The following is an 18,994-nucleotide window of genomic DNA, read 5'->3' on the forward strand; positions in this document are numbered from 1 at the left end:
TGCGACTCAGCTCACGATCTACTGCTACTGCTCTACTGCACGACCGTGATCCGGTTCGTCACCGGCGGCGCGATCGGGCTGGTCGCCGACGAGTTGGCCGTCAGGTACTGCTGCAGAGCCGCCAGGTCGTCCCCGCCGACCAGGTCGTTCGTGCCCTGGCCCAGCGTGGTGATGCCGTCGCCGCCGCCCGCGAGGAAGCTGTTCGTCGCGACGCGGTAGGTGGCCGCCGGGTCGATGGCCGTGCCGTTCAGCTTGACGGTGTCGGCGAGCACGCGGTCCGCGCCGGTCTTCGTCATGTCGAGCGTGTACGTCAGGCCGGTCGACGGCAGCAGGATCTTCGGCGCGGCCGTGTTCGAGCCGCTCACCTGCTCCTTGAGGATCTGGATCAGCTGGGTGCCGGTGAAGTCCTGGAGGTTCACGGTGTTGGAGAACGGCTGCACCGTGAAGCCCTCGGCGTACGTCACCACGCCGTCGCCCTCGGTCCCCTTGGCCGCGTAGGTGAGGCCCGCCCGGACGCCGCCCGGGTTCATCAGCGCGAGGTCCGTCTCCGGGTCGAGCTCCTTGCCGTACGCGAGTTGCGCGTCGGCGATGAGGTCGCCCATCGGGGACTCGGTGCCGGTGCTGGGGATGTCGGCGGAGATGTAGCCGATCGGACGGTTGCCGATGGGCGCCGCGAGGGTGTTCCACTTCGCGATGAGCTCGGTCATGTCCGTCGCCTTGGGGACGGTCCGGGTGACCACGTGGTTCGCGGACGCCACGGCCGTACGGGCGATGTCACCCGTCCAACGGTCGTACGTCAGCGTGGTGTCCGTGTACAGACGGCCGAAGGACGCGGCCGAGGTGACCGTGCGCGGCTTGCCCGACGGGTCGTTGATGGTGCACGCGTACGCGGCGTGGGTGTGGCCGGTGACCAGGGCGTCGACCTTCGGCGTGATGTTCTTCGCGATGTCGACGATCGGACCGGATATGCCGTCACCGGCGCCCGGCGAGTCGCAGTCGTAGTTGTACGCCGCCGAGGCCGGCAGGCCGCCCTCGTGGATCAGCGCGACGACCGACTTGACGCCCTGCTTCTCCAGCTCCTTGGCGTACTTGTTGATCGTCTCGACCTCGTCCTTGAACTTGAGGCCCTTCACACCCTCGGCGGAGACGACACCCGGGGTGTCCTCCAGGGTCACGCCGATGAAGCCGACCTTGACGCCGTTCTTCTTCCACACCCAGTAGGGCTTGAGAATCGGCTTCTTGGTCTTCTCGTCGAGGACGTTCGCGGCGAGGTACGGGAAGTTCGCGCCCTCGAAGGTCTCGCCGTCCACGTAGCAGCCGGCGACGGGGTGACAGCCGCCCCTCTGCAGACGGGCCAGCTCCTTGGCGCCCTCGTCGAACTCGTGGTTGCCGACGGAGGTGACGTCCAGGTCGAGCTTGTTCAGCGCCTCGATGGTGGGCTCGTCGTGGAAGAGGCCCGAGATCAGCGGGGAGGCACCGACCATGTCGCCGCCGGCCGCCGTGATGGAGTACTTGTTGCCGTCACGGGCGTTACGCAGGTGGGTGGCGAGGTACTCGACACCACCGGCGTCGATCGTCTTGGTGGTGCCGTCCGCCTGGTGCTCGGTGACCCGGCCGGAGGAGCCGGACGGCGGCTCCAGGTTGCCGTGCAGGTCGTTGAACGACAGCAGCTGCACGTCCTGGTAGCGGCCCGACGTCTGACCGCCGGGCTTGCCCTTGGTCTCGCCCGCGTTCGCCGCCGAAGGCAGCGCGGCCGCCAGCGCTCCGGCCGTGGCGAGACCGGCGGCCGCGGCGACCAGCCGGTACGTCCGACGTCTGCGGTGCTGCTGCGACTGAGATGTGGCTGGCATACGCCCCCCTGTGTTTCTGGTGAGAAAGTGGGTGAGGAAGTGGCCCCGTCCCGGCGCAGCCTAGGGTCAACGCGCGTAGCGCGACAGAGGTTTCGTGGTTACATCCTGGTTGCTTCTTTGCCGCCACTTTGCTGCGGCCTCCCCTTACCCTCGTACGCATGACCAGCGATGACACCGCACAGCCCGGCATCTCCCGCTCGATCGAAACGCACTCCGCGCTCGCCCCGGACCGGACCGAGGCAGTGCTGGAGCTGCTCGCGGAGGCGGCCCGGAACGACGGGCAGCAGGCGGTGTCCGAACAGGGGCGGTTGCAGTTGCGGGGCGGCCCGCGCGAGGGCGTGTCCCATTTGCTCCTGTCTGTGGGTCCCGAACTGGTCGGTTACGCCCAGCTGGAGGACACCGACCCGGTGGAGGCGCCGGCCGCCGAACTGGTCGTCCACCCCGCGCACCGCGGCCACGGCCACGGGCGGGCGCTCGGCTCGGCCCTCCTCGCCGCGTCCGGCAAGCGGCTGCGGGTGTGGGCGCACGGCGGTCACTCCGCCGCGCGGCACCTGGCGCAGGTCCTCGGCCTGACGCTGTTCCGCGAACTACGGCAGATGCGGCGCCCGTTGGCGGGGATGGACCTGCCCGACCCGGTGCTGCCCGAGGGCGTGAGTGTCCGCACCTTCGTCCCCGGCGCCGACGACGCCGCCTGGCTCGCGGCCAACGCGGCCGCTTTCGCCCACCATCCCGAACAGGGGTCGCTCACCCAGCGGGACCTCGACGACCGCAAGGCCGAGCCGTGGTTCGACCCCGCCGGCTTCTTCCTCGCCTTCCGCGGCGACGAACTGATCGGCTTCCACTGGACGAAGGTCCACGCACAGGAGCGGCTCGGCGAGGTGTACGTGGTCGGCGTACGGCCGGGCGCCCAGGGCGGGGGACTGGGCAAGGCCCTCACGACGATCGGGCTCCGGCACCTTGCCGGACAGGGGTTGCCTACGGCGATGCTGTACGTCGACGCCGACAACAAGGCGGCGGTGTCGGTGTACGAGCGGCTGGGGTTCGTGACGTACGAGACGGATCTGATGTACCGCACGGAGACGTGACAGGTCGTGACTGGCATGGGGGGCGTATCAGGCATGGGCAAGTGGGTCGTGATCGCGGAGTATCGCAGCGGTGACTACGACGAGAGCGAGATCTTCGGCGTGGGGAGCACGAAGGACCAGGCTCTGGAGGCACTCCGCGGCCTCACCCGCACGTATCTGCCGCGTCCCGGGATCATCGAGCAGTGGCGCCAGACGTACCGGCTCGCCGACCACGAATCGTATGTGGTGATGATCAAGGGAAAAATGTCCCTGTGGCACTGCACGCTGCGGGTGGCGGAGCTGGTCGCGGACTCGGCCGATCCGGCCCTGGCCAAGGCGGTGCAGGCGGAGGACGCGGCAGCCGAAGCGGCTGCCGCGCCCCGGGACCGGATCCCGCCCGGCTATCGCTAGGGGCCTGTCCGGCGGATCAGGTCGCAGGAAAGTCCCTGGAAATCGGCGGGGTCTGATCGACGCCGCAGATCGGCGCCCGCCGCGCAGCGGCTGATGTCACTGCTGCCCCCGCGTCTGCGGCATGATCCGCCGGACAGGCCTAGGGCGACCCTGGCACGGCACCCCGCGGGTGGCGCCGCAGCAGGTGCCCCCGCCGCAGCGGCTCCGGCCCGCACACCCCCCACACCAGCACCGCCGCCGCCAGTACCACCGCCCACCGTTCGTGGGCGGCCTCCCACCGCGGGTCGTCGGGCGATACGAACAGGGACCAGCGGTGCGGCAGGAGCAGCCCGGCCAGGATCGCCGTGGTCAGGACGCTCGCCGCGACCGACGGGCCCGGTTCGGGCTCGTCCGCGAGCCTCACAGCCGTGGCGGCGGCGGCCAGTGCGAGGGCGGCGGTCGCGCCGGCCTCCAGGGTGACGGCACCCACCGGGGGCCGTGCCTGCTCCGGTATGAGGGCCAGTACTGCCGTCCACCACAGCACCGCCACCGGCGCGACCCACGCCACCCGCAGCCCCGTCCGCACCCAGCGCCGGGTGGTGACGGGCACGGTGAGGTGCCGGGCGGGGTCGTCCAGCAGGAACGCCAGGCCGAGAGCGAAGGCGAGGGCGGCGCCCCGCAGCAGGTTGAGCGCCAGCCACGGGTCCGGCGGGCCGTCGCCCAGCCGCGGCAGCCAGACGAGCAGCAGCCCTACGACGGCCCCAGCGCCCAACGCCCGCCAGGGGACCGTGCGCCCGACACTCCACACCAGGGCCCCGCTCACACCCCGCACTCGACGGTCCCCCTCAACGCCCTTCATCGGCACGCCCCCTCATCTCCAGCCCTTCAGACCCCGGCCCCGCACCGCCACGCCCTCTCACGCCTCACACTCGTCGGCCCCCTTGGGCGCCTCGGCCCCCAGCACCCGGGCCACCTGAGCCGTACTCACCCCGGGAGCCGTCAGCTCCCCCCAGTGCTCCTTCACCGCGGCCGTGACCTCGGCCCGCGGACGCTTGAGCAGTTCCACCGTCACCGAGGTCTGTCCGGCGGACATGGACAGCGGGTTGGTGGGGGCCAGGACGATCGCCGAGCCGCTGAGGCTGTCGTCGAGGCGGACGTTCTTGAGGTCGCCGATCGGGTCGGCGGCGCCGCCCAGGGCCAGCCACATCACCGTCACCATGCGCCCGTCGCACAGTTCGCCGCCCTTGGCCTCGTCGCCCGCGACCAGCACGGAGGCGACGGCGGCCGCGAACTCGGGGACGCGGTTGCCGCCCCAGCGGGTGCCGACGGTGACCTGGTGGGGGGCGGTCAGCGGGGCGATTGTGGTGTCACCGGTGAGGCCGTACGTGGCGTCGAACCGCTGTCGTACGAGCAGCTGCTCCTTGGCCGCCGAGCCGGCCGCGAGGGCCTGGACGCGGTCGACGACTCCCGCCCAGGTGCCCGTCCGGCCGGTCCACTCCGGGAACGCGCAGTACGTCGAGGCGCCGTGCCGGATGCACGACTGCTCCTTCTCCGGGGTGGCGGTGGCCCGCTCGCGGGCCGCGGTCAGCTCCGGCGAGACGCCCCCGGACTGTGCGACCGCGCCGGTCAGCGTCAGGGCGAGGGCGCCCGCCACGCCCGCCTTGACGTGCCAGGTCCGGCCGCCGCCGGCCAGTACGGCAACCGTGGCCGCCAGCAGGACGAGCCCGACGAGGTAGAGCGCGTGCCAGGCGGCCGGCCGGCCGATCAGGTCGGACGGCAGAGTCTCGGTGCTGTTCTCGCCGACGACCGGCGACAACCAGCGGCTCCACTCGGCGTCGCTCGTGCCGGCGGAGACGAACACGGAGAGGGTGAAGAGGCCGAGCACGAGGAGGGGCGCGGCGAACACGGTCGGCACCAGGCGGGCGAACAGCACACCGAGGGCGCCGCACAGCATCACGTAGAGAGGCCCGACGGCGAGTTCGGCCACCGAGCCGTGGCCCACCGCGCCCGGCTTGAGCGCCTCCCAGGTGAACTCGCCCAGCACGACCAGTGCGGTGAGCACGGCGAACGGCACGACCGACAGGACGTGCGCGACGGTACGCCGCCACGGCTCCATCACCAGCACGTCGAAGTGCCGGTCGGTGCCGCGCCGGCGGGACCGCAGCGCGGCCCGGTTGACGCAGACGAGCAGGGCGATACCGAGGAGGAAGGGCGCGCTCTGCGTGCCCCGGTCGACGTCCTGGAGCGCCGGGAAGGCGTCCATGCCCTCCCGCTCGGACAGCAGCCCCCAGAGGATGTAGCCGATGTACACGACGAGGGCGACCAGCACCGGGATGTACCGCAGGAGGTCGCGGGCCTCGAAGCGGGCGAGGGCGAACACGGCCGCCCACGGCCGGCGTGGCTCACTGTGCACGACGGGCGGGGCCGTCGCTTCCATGACCGTGTTCACGCTGCCGCCACCTCCGCGCCCGCGCCGTCGAGAGTGAGCAGGTAGCCGTCCTCCAGGGTGGGTTCGAGGAGGTCGGCGCCGGTCGGCGGATCGCCCAGGTTGCGGAAGGAGCCGGTGCCCGTGCGCCAGCCGGCCAGCGCGCCGGGGTCGCGTTCCGTACTGCTCCACACCTGGCCCGCGGCCCGCGCGGTCAGCTCGGCGGGGGTGCCGTCGAAGCGGACCTGGCCGCCGGCCAGCACCACGACCCGGTTGCAGAGCATCGCCACGTCCTCTGTCTGGTGGGTGGACAGCAGCACCGTCCGCCCCTCTCCCGCCTGCGCGATCAACTCCCGGAAGCGCATGCGCTGTTCGGGGTCGAGGCCGACGGTCGGCTCGTCCAGGACGAGGAAGCCGGGGTCGCCGACGAGCGCGGCCGCCAGCGCGACCCGCTGCCGCATTCCGCCGGACAGCCGCTTGATGCGCCTGCCGCGTACGTCACCCAGGTCGACCTCTTCGAGGACGCGCCGGACCTCGCGGTGGCGGGCGCCCCGGTCGGTCAGCTCCTTCAGGATCGCCACGTAGTCGACGAACTCGAAGGCCGTGAAGTCCGGGTGGAAGCCGGGGGTCTGCGGCAGATAGCCGAGCGAACGCCGTACGTCCTGGCGCCCGCGCGAGGTCGCCGGGTCGTGCCCCAGCACGGTGAACGCCCCCCGGTCCGGCGGCACGGCCGTCGCCAGCACCCGCAACAGGGTCGTCTTGCCGGCGCCGTTGGGCCCGAGCAGCCCCGTGACGCCCCGCGTCAGCCGCAGCGACACGTCGTCGAGGGCGCGGGTACCGCCGTAGCGGAGGCTCAGCCCGGAGGCGGAGACGGTGGGGGTCATGCGGCACTCCCGTTGAAGAGGTCGAAACGGTCACGAAGAAGGAAGAGCAGCCCGGCGGCGAGCGCGGCGACCGCCGCGGCCACGCCCTGCCCGGCCGCGGTGAACGGTGCGAGCGGATCGCCGTCGGCCGCCCGCAGTGCGTCAGCCGTCAGCAGCAGCGCGACCCAGGACCCGCCGACCAGGGCCGGCGCGAGCACCGGTCCGAGCCGTGGCGTGAGCGCCAGGCCGGTCGCGGTGAGGGCGAGGGCGGGCAGTAGCCAGGCGAGGGCACGCAGGCCGTACTCGGGGAGCGCGAGCGTCGCGAGTCCGTTGAGGCCCAGTCCGGCGACGAGTACGGCGACCGTACGGATCATCAGCAGCCGGAAGCCGTGCGTCGGCGAGACGACGGCCATCTCGTACGTCGGGTCCAGCGCGGGTCCGTACGACAGGGCGACCCCGGCGAGCGGCAGCAGCGGCGCGAGCGCGAGGAACAGCGTGGGCGTGCCGGCGTCCGGCCGCGAGTTGGCCACGACGACGGTCATGACGAGGACGGCGACGACGGAACCGAGCCAGGAGCCGCGCAGCACCGGTGTGGCCGCGAGGAGCCGCGCGGTGTGGTCGGCGACGCCGATCCGGACCAACAGGGACTCGAACAGCCCGAGCCGGGGTGCGTCGAGTTCGGCGTCGAGCCGCTCCCACCCCGCGTCGAGGGCGACGGGGTCGCTGACGTCGGCCAGCACGCCCCGGCACTGCGCGCAGGCGGTGAGATGCGCGTCGGCGGACCACAGCACCGGGGGCGCCAACTCGCCCCGGGCGTAGGCCCGTAGATCCTCCTCGGACACATGCCAGGTCATGCCGCCACCTCCCGCGCTCGTGGATACGTACTCATGCCAGCGCCTCCCGCAGCTGCTTGCGGGCCCGCATCGCCCGTGTCTTGACCGTGCCCGGCGGGATGCCGAGGAGGACGGCCGCCTCCCGGGTGGTCAGCCCGTCGATGACCGTGGCCTGGAGCACGGCGCGCAACTCCGGCGAGAGGCTCACCAGGGCGCCCGCGAGGTCTCCGTGCTCCACCCCCGCGAGCACGCGTTCCTCCGCGGACGCCTCGTCCCGGTGCCGCAGCCGGGCCAGCGCCTGCCGCAGCCGCCCCCGCGCCCCGTCGCCGCGCAGTGCGTCGACCAGCCGACGCGAGCCGATGCGCCACAGCCATCCGGCGACGTCCCCCTCCTCGCGGTAGCGGGCGGTCCCCCGCCAGACGGCCAGGAACGTCTCCTGTACGACGTCGTCGACGACCCCGGTGTCCGAGCACCGGCCGCGCAGGCGTGCGGTGAGCCACGGCGCGAAGCGCCGGTACAGCTCTTCGAAGGCGCGCCGGTCCCCGTCCGCCGCGATGGCCCGCAGCAGCTCCCCGTCGCTTCTCGTTTCGCTCACATCTCCTCATCGGACGAGCCCGATCGATCGGTTCACGCAATCACGCTTGACTTTCCAGCACCTCTTCCACCACCCTTTCACTACTCAATTAGTGAAAGGGTGGTGGGCGTGTGGTCGAGTACCGCATCGACCGGCACAGCGGCGTTGCCACCTACGTCCAGATCGTCCAGCAGACCAAGCAGGCGCTCCGCCTCGGCCTCCTCGAACCCGGCGACAAGCTGCCGACGGCCCGCGAGGTCGTCGAGGCCACCGCCATCAACCCGAACACCGTGCTCAAGGCCTACCGCGAGCTGGAGCGCGAGGGCCTGGTCGAGGCACGGCGGGGCCTGGGCACCTTCGTCCGGCGCACGCTGGGCACCGCACCGGCCGACTCCCCCCTGCACGGCGAGCTGGACACCTGGGCGGCGAAGGCCCGCGAGGCCGGCATGGCCCGCGAGGACGTGGCCGCACTGTTCACCGCCGTGCTCGAGAAACACTTCCAAGGAGACTCCTCATGACCGACACGGCGATAGCCGCGGCCGCGCTCGGCAAGCGCTTCGGCCGCCGAGGAGGCTGGGCGCTGCGCGAGTGCACCTTCCGCCTGCCGGCCGGCCGCGTCTGCGCCGTCGTCGGCCCGAACGGCGCGGGCAAGTCCACCCTGCTCGCCCTCGCCGCCGGCCTGCTCGCCCCCAGCGAGGGCACGGTGACCGTCCTCGGGACCACCCCGGGCGAGGCACGCGCCCGCGTGGGCTTCGTCGGCCAGGACAAGCCGCTGTACCCGCAGCTCACCGTCGCCGAGACGCTGCGCATGGGCGCCGACCTCAACCCCGGCCACTGGGACGCGGCCACCGGCGAGCGGATCGTGGCCGCGGGCGAACTGAACCCCAAGTCCCGCATCCGCACCCTCTCCGGCGGCCAGCGCACCCGCGTCGCCCTCGCCCTGGCCCTCGCCAAGCGGCCCGAACTGCTGCTCCTGGACGAGCCGATGGCCGACCTCGACCCGCTGGCCCGGCACGAGCTGATGGGCGTCCTGATGGCGCGGGCCGCCGAGCACGGCACCACCATCGTGATGTCCTCGCACGTGGTCGCCGAACTGGAGGACTCCTGCGACCACCTGCTGCTGGTCGGCGGCGGCCGGGTCCGCCTGTCCGGCGAGATCGACGACCTGCTCGCCGCCCACGCGCGCGTGTCCGCCCCCGCGGAGACCGACCTCACCCCGCACACCGTCGTCGAGTCCCGCACCACCGGCCGTCAGCTCACCGCGCTGATCCGCCCGGCGGGCCCGCTCCCCGGCGACTGGCGCACCGGCGGCCGCCTCTCCCTGGAGGAGCTGGTCCTCGCCCATCTGCGCAGCCCCGAAGCGCCCGCCCTGGCCCCGGCCGACACCGACAAGCCCGAGGAGAACGCCGCGTGAGCGCCCTGACCCTCGCCGCCCCGGCGCCCCCCTCCTCCGCGTCGCCCCCGCGCCAGCTCCGCTGGCTGCTGCGCCTGCACCGCCCGGCCCTGTACGCCTGGACGGGCCTGGTCGTCGTACTCGGCGCCCTGCTGCTGTGGCTCGGGGGCCCGCTCACCGACGCGTCGGAGGCCGCCTGGAAGCAGTACAACGCCTGCGGAATGGCCGCCTGCACCTACGACCAGGACGCGATCCTCCTCTACAAGGACGTCGCCCGGTACACGGGCTCCGCCGTCCTCGTGCTGCCGTTCCTGGTCGCCGCCTGGGCAGGCGCCTCGCTGACCGGCCGCGAACTGGAGACCGGCACCGCACAGCTCGCCTGGACCCAGGGCGTCTCCCCGACCCGCTGGCTCGCCGCCAAGCTGACCCTTCCGGCGGCCCTGGTCACGGCCGGAACGTCCCTGCTGGCCCTGCTGCACCACCTGGCCTGGTCGGCGGGCCAGGGCCGCGTCGACAACACCGAGCCCTGGTACAGCGTCGAGACCCTCTACGCGGGCGGACCGGTGCTCGTCGCCCTCGCCCTGGCGGGCCTGGCCTCCGGAGCCCTCCTGGGGCTGCTGCTGCGCCGGTCCCTGGCCGCGCTGATCGGCTCGGCCCTCGTCACGGGCGTCCTGTGGATCGGGAGCTTCCTGGTCCTGCCCCACCTCTGGCCGGCCGTCACCCGCGTCAGCAGCCTGCGGGACGGCCCGTCGGGCTCCGGCATCACCGTCGCGGAGGGCCTGCTCACCGCCGACGGCGACCGCCTCGCCATCCCCCGGTACTGCGGCAGCAGCATCGACCCCGCCTGCGGCACGCTCTTCGACCGCCTCGGCGCCGTCAGCTTCTACCGGGACTACCACCCCCGGTCCCACTCCTGGCCCCTGCTCCTCGTGGCGACCGGCATCCTCCTCGCCGTCGCCGTCCTGCTGACCGTCGTGGCGTTCCGCGTGCTGCGGCACCGGACCGCCGACCGCAAGGGAGCCGCCGTATGACCGCCGCCGCGGGACTGCCGCGCACGGTGCTGCGCCTGCACCGCACGGCGGGGATCGTGTGGCTGGTCTTCGTCCTCGGTGCCGTCGCCTGGCTGGTGTGGCTGAACGAGGTCACCGCGGACTCGGCGCGCGCCGCGGTGAACAGCTGCCCCAGGGACACCGGCATCTGCGAGGCGGTCTGGGCGAGCCTCGACTACAGCGGGCCGACGGGCTGGATCAGCACACTCGTGTACTACAGCTTCTGGGCCGTCGCCGCCTGGGCGGGCGGCTCGCTGATCGGCCGCGAGCTGGAGAGCGGCACCGCACAGCTCGCCTGGACCCAGGGCGTGACGCCGACCCGCTGGCTGGCCGTCAAACTCGCGGTGCCCGCGCTGGTGATCGTCCTCGGCGGCGCGATCTTCGTCCCGGTGTACCGGTGGGCCTGGTCGGCGAACCGGGACCTGATGGGCGACGACTGGAGCTTCCCCGACGTGTTCGCCGCCCACGGCCCGGCGATCGTGGCGTACGGCCTGTGCGCCCTCGCGGTCGGCACGCTCACCGGGCTCGTACTGCGCCGCTCACTGCCCGCGCTCGGTGTCACCGTCGCCGTGATGGTGCTGCTCAACCAGGTCCTGGAGCGGTACCGCGAGGACTTCTGGCCGACGGTGAGCCAGGCCTCCGCCGGCCGCTCCGAGGTGCCCAACAACTGGTGGCAGACGGGTGACGGCCGCTATCACCCCCCGTCCCACTTCTGGCCCATGCACCTGATCGAGACCGGCATCCTCCTCGCCGTCACCGCCGCGGCCACCGCCGCCGCGTTCCGGCTGCTGCGCCGCCGCACCCGCTGAAAGCCGCCGCATCCGCTGAAACCGGGCCGTACGTCCCTCCACGGGGGGAGGGACGTACGGTTGAGGCATGCATCGCCGCATGTAGACGCCCGCGAGCCGCCCCCCGGTGTCCCACACGCCATGTCGCCGTAACCATTGGTTCAGACGGGCTTGCGACGCTCACTGAATGAAGCCCGTCGTGCCAGAGCCTTCGCCGCCCCCCGAGGGATCCGCGCGGAACGGGGACGCCGGCGCCGCCGCCACGCTCCCGCCCGCCCTGTCCGACGCGCCTGTATCGCTCGTGGCGCGGAAGAATGGGTCCATGAGCCAGCCAAACGCCCCGGTACAGGTCCAGCACGCCCAGCCCTCCGTCGGTTCCATAGCCGCGCACCGCCCGCACACCGTGTCGGCGGCCGTCTCCGACCTGGAACCGGACATCGACGCCGACCTCGACGCCTACGAAGAGGCACCGTTCGACGGTCCGCAGTTGCCCCAGGGGCGATTCCTCGACCGGGAGCGCAGCTGGCTCGCGTTCAACGAGCGCGTCCTCGAACTCGCCGAGGACCCGAACACGCCCCTCCTCGAGCGCGCCAACTTCCTCGCGATCTTCGCCAGCAACCTGGACGAGTTCTTCATGGTCCGGGTCGCCGGTCTGAAGCGCCGTATCGCCACCGGTGTCGCCACCCGGTCCGCGTCCGGCCTCCAGCCCCGCGAGGTCCTGGAGATGATCTGGGCCCGCTCGCGTGAGCTCATGGCCCGGCACGCCGCCTGCTACCACGAGGACATCGCCCCCGCCCTGGCCGAAGAAGGCGTCCACCTGGTCCGCTGGAACGAGCTCCAGGAAAAGGAACAGGCCCGCCTGTTCACCCTCTTCCGCCACCAGATCTTCCCGGTGCTGACCCCGCTGGCGGTCGACCCGGCGCACCCCTTCCCGTACATCTCGGGGCTGTCTCTCAACCTGGCCGTCATCGTCCGCAACCCCGTCACCGGCCACCGCCACTTCGCCCGCGTCAAGGTGCCGCCGCTGCTGTCCCGCTTCCTGGAGAGCTCCCCGGGCCGCTACGTCCCCATCGAGGACGTCATCGCCGCCCACCTGGAGGAGCTGTTCCCGGGCATGGAGGTCCTGGAGCACCACGCCTTCCGCCTCACCCGCAACGAGGACCTCGAGGTCGAGGAGGACGACGCCGAGAACCTCCTGCAGGCCCTGGAGAAGGAGCTCATGCGGCGCCGCTTCGGGCCGCCGGTGCGCCTGGAGGTGGAGGAGTCGATCGACCGCGAGGTGCTCGACCTCCTCGTCCGCGAGCTGAAGATCAGCGAGGCGGAGGTCTACCCCCTCCCCGGTCCCCTGGACCTCACGGGCCTCTTCCGTATCGGCGGCCTCGACCGGCCCGAGCTGAAGTACAAGAAGTTCATCGCCGGCGTCCACCGCGACCTGGCCGAGGTCGAGTCGGCGTCCGCGGCCGACATCTTCGCCGCGCTGCGCACCCGGGACGTGCTGCTGCACCACCCGTACGACTCCTTCTCGACGTCGGTCCAGGCGTTCCTGCAGCAGGCGGCCGACGACCCGGACGTCCTCGCCATCAAGCAGACCCTGTACCGCACCTCGGGCGACTCCCCCATAGTCGACGCGCTCATCGACGCCGCCGAGGCCGGCAAGCAGGTCCTCGTCCTGGTGGAGATCAAGGCCCGCTTCGACGAGCACGCCAACATCAAGTGGGCGCGCAAGCTGGAGGAGGCGGGCTGCCATGTCGTCTACGGCCTCGTCGGCCTGAAGACCCACTGCAAGCTGTCCCTGGTGGTCCGCCAGGAGGGCGACACGCTACGGCGCTACAGCCACGTCGGCACGGGCAACTACCACCCGAAGACGGCGAGGCTGTACGAGGACCTGGGCCTGCTCACCGCGGACCCGCAGGTCGGCGCGGACCTCTCGGACCTCTTCAACCGTCTGTCGGGCTACTCGCGCCGCGAGACCTACCGTCGCCTCCTGGTCGCCCCCAAGTCCCTGCGGGACGGCCTGATCGCGCGGATCAACAAGGAAGTCCAGCACCACCGTGCCGGACGCCCCGCCTTCGTCCGCATCAAGGTCAACTCGATGGTGGACGAGGCGATCATCGACGCCATGTACCGCGCGTCCCAGGCGGGCGTGCCGTGCGACGTCTGGGTGCGCGGCATCTGCGCGGTCCGCCCCGGCGTCGCGGGCCTGTCGGAGAACATCCGGGTCCGCTCGATCCTCGGCCGCTTCCTCGAACACTCCCGGGTGTTCGCCTTCGGCAACGGCGGCGAGCCCGAGGTGTGGATCGGCAGCGCCGACATGATGCACCGCAACCTCGACCGCCGTATCGAGGCACTGGTGAGGATCACCGACCCGGCCCACCGGGCGGCCATCAACCGGCTGCTGGAGACCGGCATGTCCGACACCACCGCGTCCTGGCACCTCGGCCCGGACGGCGAGTGGACCCGGCACGCGACCGACGGGGACGGCCAACCCCTGCGCAACGTCCAGGAGATGCTCATAGACGCCCGGAGGCGCCGGCGTGGCACAGCAACACCTTGACCCGACGGACCCCCAGTCCGATCACGTCGGGCCGGTCACCGGGGACGCCCTCGCCGGCTACCTGCGGGCCCAGGCCACCGAGTTCCTCCGCGCGCTGCGACTGCACCGGGAAACCGGCGGTACGACAGCCGGCGCGAACGGCGCGGAGGACACCGTCGACGCGGCCCGGGCGCTGCGCCGCTCGGTCCGCCGCATCAGCGGCAGCCTGCACACCTTCCGGCCCCTGCTCGACGCCGAGTGGTCGGACGCGATGCGCCCCGAACTGGCGTGGCTGTCGGGGACGCTGGCGATGGAGCACGCGTACAGGGCCCGGCTGGAGCGTCTGCTGCTGGCGCTGCACCGGCTGTCGGGGGCGGTGTTCCCGGCCCAGTCGGCTCACGCAGGCGCCGGCAGCTCCTCCTCCGGGGCCGTGGGCAGTCGTTCCGCCGGGGCGGCTCCCGACCCACGGAAAGCGGCACCTGAGAACGCCGGACCGCCGACCGACCTGCCCGCACCGGACCGCGGCACCCTGACCGTGGGCGCGGCGAAGGCCGGCGCCCTGCTCGAGCGCCAGCTCACCCTGGCCCGGACCCGGGCGCACAGCACCGCCCTCCAGGCCCTCGGCTCCTCCCGCTTCCACGCGGTCGCCGACAGCGTCGCCGTACTCGCCAGCGAGGTCCCCCTCACCACCACCGCGGCCGCCTCCGCCCTGCACCCCTTCGCCGCCGCCGCGGAGGAGCGCCTCACGGACGCGATCGCCGTCCTCCCCCTGGTGACCGCCGGCAGCCCCTACAACGCGGAGGCGCTGATCCACGGCCTCTCCCCGGATCCGTCCCCACACCCCCAGGACGCCCCCTGGCACCAGGTCCGCCTGCTCCTGCGCCTGCACCGCTACGCCCGCGAGGTCCTCGACGGCGGCAGGAACGCACCCATCGACGTCCGGCTGCTCACCGCCGGCCAGGCCCTGGACCGGCACCGGGACGCCTCGGAGGCGGCGGCAGCGGCGGCCCAGGCCGCGCGTACCCCTCGTATCGCCCCGGCGACGGCGTACGCCCTCGGCGTGCTCCACGCCGACCAGCGGCACGAGGTGGAGGCGGCCCGTTTCACGTTCCAGCAGTCGTGGCAGAAGCAGGCGGTCGGCACGCCCTGACCCATCTCCTCGTGTTCTCCTCATGCAGGCGGTGACACCGATGACCCAGGCGAACGAAGCCACAGAACCCCCCGTCCAGGCGGCCGGCTGCGTCCTGTGGCGCCGCTCCCCGGTCGACGGCGAGCTGGAGGTCTGTCTCGTCCACCGGCCGAAGTACGACGACTGGTCGCATCCCAAGGGCAAGCTGAAACGCGGCGAGGACCACCTGGCCGGCGCCCTGCGCGAGGTCGAGGAGGAGACGGGCCACCGGGCCGCACCCGGCACCCGGCTGCCCACCGTCCTGTACATGGCGAACGGCCGCGCCAAGGAGGTCCGCTACTGGGCGGCCGAGGCCACGACCGGCGCTTTCACGCCGAACGACGAGGTGGACCGCATCCTCTGGCTCGCTCCACCGGCCGCCCGGAACCGCCTCACCCAACCGAGGGACCGCACCCTTGTGGACGCCCTGCTCCAGGCCCTCCGGCTGGCATAGTCGGCCGGAATCACTCCGTGTCCTCGACGTAAGCGTTCCGTGACCTCACCGCACCGTCCTCAGGGGTTCACCCCCCGTTCATGTATGGCCTTCGGCGCCTTCACCTGTTCTGCCTAGTTTCGGCCTTACGCGATGCGGCACGTATCTCGGACCAGTGATTCACCTCGAACAGGTGATTCACACAGACGCCTTGATCACGTGGCCACATCGCACAGACTTCGCACGCCGCCGGTTCAGGACGGCGGCTCCTGGAAGGAACTCCCTCAGTGAAGCTTCAGCGCATGAACCGGCGGGCCCTCACCCTCGGTGCTCTCGCCGTCTCCGGCGCCCTGGCCCTCACGGCGTGCGGCTCCGACGACACAGGCGGCAACGGCGACAGCAGCGCCTCGTCCACCGCCCAGGCCGGCAGCATCAAGTGTGACGACGCCAAGGGCCAGCTCCTCGCCGACGGGTCCTCCGCGCAGAAGAACGCGATCGACGCCTGGGTCAAGCAGTTCTCCGCCGCCTGCGGCGTGCAGATCAACTACAAGGGCGGCGGCTCGGGCGCCGGCGTCACCGCGTTCACCCAGGGCCAGGTGGCCTTCGCCGGTTCGGACTCCGCGCTGAAGCCCGAAGAGGTCACCGCCTCCAAGCAGGTCTGCTCCGGCGGCCAGGGCATCGACCTCCCGATGGTCGGCGGCCCGATCGCGGTCGGCTTCAACGTGTCCGGTGTCGACAAGCTCGTCCTGGACGCCCCGACCCTCGCCAAGATCTTCGACAACAAGATCACCAACTGGAACGACGCGGCGATCAAGAAGCTGAACCCCGACGCCGAGCTGCCCGACCTGAAGATCCAGGCGTTCCACCGCTCGGACGAGTCCGGCACCACGGACAACTTCACCAAGTACCTGATCGCCACCGCCAAGAGCGACTTCCCCTACGAGGGCGGCAAGGCCTGGCAGGCCAAGGGCGGCCAGTCCGCTCCGCAGTCCTCCGGTGTCGCCCAGCAGGTGAAGCAGACCAACGGCGCCATCGGCTACTTCGAGCTGTCGTACGCCAAGGACGGCATCAACACGGTCGCCCTCGACACCGGCGCCGGCACCCCGGTCGAGGCCACCGTCGACAACGCCACCAAGGCCATCGCGGACGCCAAGGTCGTCGGCACCGGCAACGACTACGCGCTGGAGCTGAACTACACGACCAAGGCCGAGGGTGCCTACCCGATGGTCCTGGTCACGTACGAGATCGTCTGCGACAAGGGCAACAAGTCGGACACCCTGCCCGCCACCAAGGCGTTCCTGCGCTACATCGCCTCCGAGGAGGGTCAGCAGATCCTCGCCGAGAAGGACTACGCCCCCATCCCCGACGACATCATCGCCAAGGTTCGCACCACCATCGAGAGCCTTAGCTGATCCGCATGCGGTCCGGTCCCGGCTTCGTACCCGGGACCGGACCGCATCGTCCGGTGCACCGCCGCCAGGAGCCACCGCACATCGCGTACGGCTCCACAGGGCCGTACGGCGCGTACGGCCCGCAGACCGGAGAACCCGATGGACATAACCACCAAGAACACCCAAGCTCCCCCACCGACCGAACCACCGACCGCGACCGAACAGAAGCGCGCGGCCCGCGGTGCCACCCGACCCGGCGACCGGATCTTCCTCGGTCTCTCCCGCGGCTCGGGCATTCTGCTGTTGGCGATCATGGCCGCGATCGCGGTCTTCCTCACCTATCGCGCCTCCCTCGCGATCAGCAAGGACGAGGCCAACTTCCTCACCACCTTCGAGTGGAACGCCACCGCCCTCCCGCCGAAGTTCGGCATCGCGGTGCTGGCCTTCGGCACGGTGGTCTCCTCGATCATCGCCATGGTCATCGCGGTCCCGATCGCGGTGGCCATCGCGCTGTTCCTCACGCACTACGCCCCGCGCAGGCTGAGCGGTCCCATCGCCTACGTGATCGACCTGCTCGCCGCCGTGCCGTCCATCGTGTACGGCCTGTGGGGCGCGCTGATCCTCGTACCGAACATGGTCGGCCTCTTCGGCTGGCTGGACACCTACCTCGGCTGGACCGGCATCTTCTCCTGGGAGGGCGGCGCCCCCCGGTCGATGCTCACGGTCGGCATCCTGCTCGCGATCATGATCCTGCCGATCGTGACCAACGTGAGCCGCGAGGTCTTCCGCCAGGCCCCGCAGATGATCGAGGAGGCGGCCCTGGCCCTCGGCGCCACCCGCTGGGAGGTCATCCGCATGGCTGTCCTGCCGTTCGGCCGCTCCGGTGTGATCTCCGCCTCGATGCTCGGCCTCGGCCGCGCCCTCGGCGAGACGATGGCCGTCGCCACCGTGCTCTCCCCGACCTTCGACATCCAGACCAGCCTGCTCGACCCGGGCGGCGGCACCTTCGCCCAGAACATCGCCAGCAAGTTCGGTGAGGCCACCGAACAGGGCCGTGACGCGCTCATCGCCTCCGGTCTGGTGCTGTTCGTCATCACCCTGCTGGTCAACGGCGCGGCCCGCGCGATCATCGCCCGCCGCAAGGAGTACTCGGGGGCCAACGCATGAGCAACGCCGTCATCAAGCGCCCCAGCACCCTGCAGGGCGCCCGCCTCCCGAAGTGGTCCCCGTACGCCATCGCCGCCGGCTCCGCCGCCGTCGCGATCGGCGTCGGCCTGGCCGCCGGCCTCGACAGCCGTATCCAGTGGGGCCTGATCGCCGCGATCCTCTTCGTCGGCGGTTCGTACGTCATCGCCGCCCGCGTCGAGGGCACCCGCCAGGCCAAGGACCGCCTCGCGACCTCGCTGGTCTGGGTGGCCTTCCTGCTCGCCGTGATCCCGCTGGTCTCCCTGGTCTGGGTGACCGTCGCCCGCGGCGTGAAGGTCCTCGACGTCTACTTCCTGACCCACTCCATGGGTGTCGTCGCCGACACCGAGCCGGGCGGCGGCATCTACGCCGCCATCCTCGGCAGCCTGGAGCAGGTCGGCCTCGCCACCCTGATCGGTGCGCCGATCGGTGTGCTCACCGCGATCTACCTGGTGGAGTACGGGCGCGGCAACCTCTCCCGGGCCATCACGTTCTTCGTCGACGTGATGACCGGTATCCCGTCGATCGTCGCCGGTCTGTTCATCCTCAGCCTGATGCTTATGCTCGACCTGGAGCCCTTCGGCTTCGCCGGCTCGCTCGCGCTCGCGATCCTGATGATGCCGGTCGTCGTCCGCTCCACGGAGGAGATGCTCAAGCTCGTCCCGAACGAGCTGCGCGAGGCCTCCCTCGCCCTCGGCATCCCGAAGTGGCGCACCATCCTGAAGGTGGTCCTGCCGACCTCCATCGGCGGCATCACCACCGGCATCATGCTGGCGATCGCCCGTATCGCGGGCGAGACGGCTCCCGTACTGCTCCTGGTGTGGGGGAACCCGTTCATCAACTCGAACCCGTTCGAGGGTGCGCAGGCGTCGCTGCCGCTGTACATCTACCAGCAGTACGCGAACAGCGCGGGCTCCGGTGCGGCGTACGACCGGGCCTGGGCGGCGTCGCTGACGCTGATCGCCTTCGTGATGATCCTCAACCTGGGGGCCCGCGGCATCGCCCGCTGGAAGGCCCCCAAGACCGGTCGCTGACGCGGCCATCGGCGACTGACA

The 18,994-nt window shown here is 71.7% G+C and carries 18 protein-coding genes; 12 read left to right on the top strand and 6 right to left on the bottom strand.

Annotation, left to right across the window (positions count from 1 at the left end; genetic code table 11):
- Positions 1–32 precede the first annotated feature (32 nt).
- On the bottom strand, positions 33–1,850 hold the full coding sequence (locus tag QFZ76_RS24615; RefSeq protein ID WP_307675777.1) for a bifunctional UDP-sugar hydrolase/5'-nucleotidase: 1,818 nt from the start codon (positions 1,848–1,850) through the stop codon (positions 33–35).
- 158 nt (positions 1,851–2,008) lie between these two features.
- Here QFZ76_RS24615 and mshD point away from each other — a divergent pair, with 158 nt between their 5' ends.
- Complete coding sequence (mshD, locus tag QFZ76_RS24620) at positions 2,009–2,935, top strand: mycothiol synthase (protein ID WP_307675778.1); 927 nt, start codon at positions 2,009–2,011, stop codon at positions 2,933–2,935.
- Between the two features lie 15 nt (positions 2,936–2,950).
- Positions 2,951–3,325, top strand: coding sequence for a hypothetical protein (locus tag QFZ76_RS24625; protein ID WP_307675779.1), 375 nt, complete (start codon positions 2,951–2,953; stop codon positions 3,323–3,325).
- 139 nt (positions 3,326–3,464) lie between these two features.
- Here QFZ76_RS24625 and QFZ76_RS24630 read toward each other — a convergent pair whose 3' ends face one another.
- From QFZ76_RS24630 to QFZ76_RS24650, 5 genes are read right to left on the bottom strand one after another with little or no spacing between them, the layout of a single operon-like run.
- Positions 3,465–4,163, bottom strand: coding sequence for an ABC transporter (locus tag QFZ76_RS24630; protein WP_307675780.1), 699 nt, complete (start codon positions 4,161–4,163; stop codon positions 3,465–3,467).
- A 57-nt stretch (positions 4,164–4,220) separates the two neighbouring features.
- On the bottom strand, positions 4,221–5,753 hold the full coding sequence (locus QFZ76_RS24635; protein WP_373464348.1) for an ABC transporter permease: 1,533 nt from the start codon (positions 5,751–5,753) through the stop codon (positions 4,221–4,223).
- Positions 5,750–6,613 (bottom strand): ABC transporter ATP-binding protein, encoded by an 864-nt coding sequence (locus QFZ76_RS24640; protein WP_307675781.1) that lies wholly within the window; start codon positions 6,611–6,613, stop codon positions 5,750–5,752. The genes QFZ76_RS24635 and QFZ76_RS24640 overlap by 4 nt, the downstream gene beginning before the upstream one ends.
- A complete protein-coding gene (locus QFZ76_RS24645) occupies positions 6,610–7,446 on the bottom strand; it encodes a zf-HC2 domain-containing protein (protein WP_307675782.1) in 837 nt (278 codons plus the stop codon). Before QFZ76_RS24645 ends, QFZ76_RS24640 begins: the two co-directional genes overlap by 4 nt.
- Positions 7,447–7,477: 31 nt before the next feature.
- Positions 7,478–8,020 (bottom strand): RNA polymerase sigma factor, encoded by a 543-nt coding sequence (locus tag QFZ76_RS24650; protein WP_307675783.1) that lies wholly within the window; start codon positions 8,018–8,020, stop codon positions 7,478–7,480.
- A gap of 110 nt (positions 8,021–8,130) precedes the next feature.
- Between QFZ76_RS24650 and QFZ76_RS24655 the strand changes: the two genes are divergently transcribed.
- The 10 genes from QFZ76_RS24655 (at position 8,131) to pstA (ending at position 18,973) form a co-directional block, all read left to right on the top strand.
- The gene (locus tag QFZ76_RS24655) at positions 8,131–8,517 is read left to right on the top strand and encodes a GntR family transcriptional regulator (protein ID WP_266437301.1); all 387 of its coding nucleotides are present in this window, start codon (positions 8,131–8,133) and stop codon (positions 8,515–8,517) included.
- Positions 8,514–9,413 carry an ABC transporter ATP-binding protein gene (locus tag QFZ76_RS24660; protein WP_307675784.1) on the top strand — a complete coding sequence of 300 codons (900 nt, stop codon included), beginning with the start codon at positions 8,514–8,516 and terminating at the stop codon, positions 9,411–9,413. Before QFZ76_RS24655 ends, QFZ76_RS24660 begins: the two co-directional genes overlap by 4 nt.
- A gap of 5 nt (positions 9,414–9,418) precedes the next feature.
- Positions 9,419–10,423 (top strand): ABC transporter permease, encoded by a 1,005-nt coding sequence (locus tag QFZ76_RS24665; protein ID WP_373464535.1) that lies wholly within the window; start codon positions 9,419–9,421, stop codon positions 10,421–10,423.
- Complete coding sequence (locus tag QFZ76_RS24670) at positions 10,420–11,250, top strand: hypothetical protein (protein WP_307675786.1); 831 nt, start codon at positions 10,420–10,422, stop codon at positions 11,248–11,250. The genes QFZ76_RS24665 and QFZ76_RS24670 overlap by 4 nt, the downstream gene beginning before the upstream one ends.
- Before the next feature lie 166 nt (positions 11,251–11,416).
- Complete coding sequence (locus tag QFZ76_RS24675) at positions 11,417–13,783, top strand: RNA degradosome polyphosphate kinase (RefSeq protein WP_373464349.1); 2,367 nt, start codon at positions 11,417–11,419, stop codon at positions 13,781–13,783.
- The gene (locus QFZ76_RS24680) at positions 13,764–14,912 is read left to right on the top strand and encodes a CHAD domain-containing protein (RefSeq protein WP_307675788.1); all 1,149 of its coding nucleotides are present in this window, start codon (positions 13,764–13,766) and stop codon (positions 14,910–14,912) included. Before QFZ76_RS24675 ends, QFZ76_RS24680 begins: the two co-directional genes overlap by 20 nt.
- Before the next feature lie 40 nt (positions 14,913–14,952).
- Positions 14,953–15,384, top strand: a complete 432-nt coding sequence (locus tag QFZ76_RS24685; protein WP_307675789.1) for an NUDIX hydrolase — start codon at positions 14,953–14,955, stop codon at positions 15,382–15,384.
- A 266-nt stretch (positions 15,385–15,650) separates the two neighbouring features.
- Positions 15,651–16,775 (top strand): phosphate ABC transporter substrate-binding protein PstS, encoded by a 1,125-nt coding sequence (pstS, locus tag QFZ76_RS24690; RefSeq protein WP_307675790.1) that lies wholly within the window; start codon positions 15,651–15,653, stop codon positions 16,773–16,775.
- Between the two features lie 138 nt (positions 16,776–16,913).
- The gene (pstC, locus tag QFZ76_RS24695) at positions 16,914–17,921 is read left to right on the top strand and encodes a phosphate ABC transporter permease subunit PstC (RefSeq protein ID WP_307675791.1); all 1,008 of its coding nucleotides are present in this window, start codon (positions 16,914–16,916) and stop codon (positions 17,919–17,921) included.
- Complete coding sequence (pstA, locus tag QFZ76_RS24700) at positions 17,918–18,973, top strand: phosphate ABC transporter permease PstA (RefSeq protein WP_307675792.1); 1,056 nt, start codon at positions 17,918–17,920, stop codon at positions 18,971–18,973. Before pstC ends, pstA begins: the two co-directional genes overlap by 4 nt.
- Positions 18,974–18,994 lie beyond the last annotated feature (21 nt).

Origin of the sequence: Streptomyces sp. V4I2 (genome assembly GCF_030817655.1) — a bacterium.
GTDB classification, from domain to species: domain Bacteria; phylum Actinomycetota; class Actinomycetes; order Streptomycetales; family Streptomycetaceae; genus Streptomyces; species Streptomyces plumbiresistens.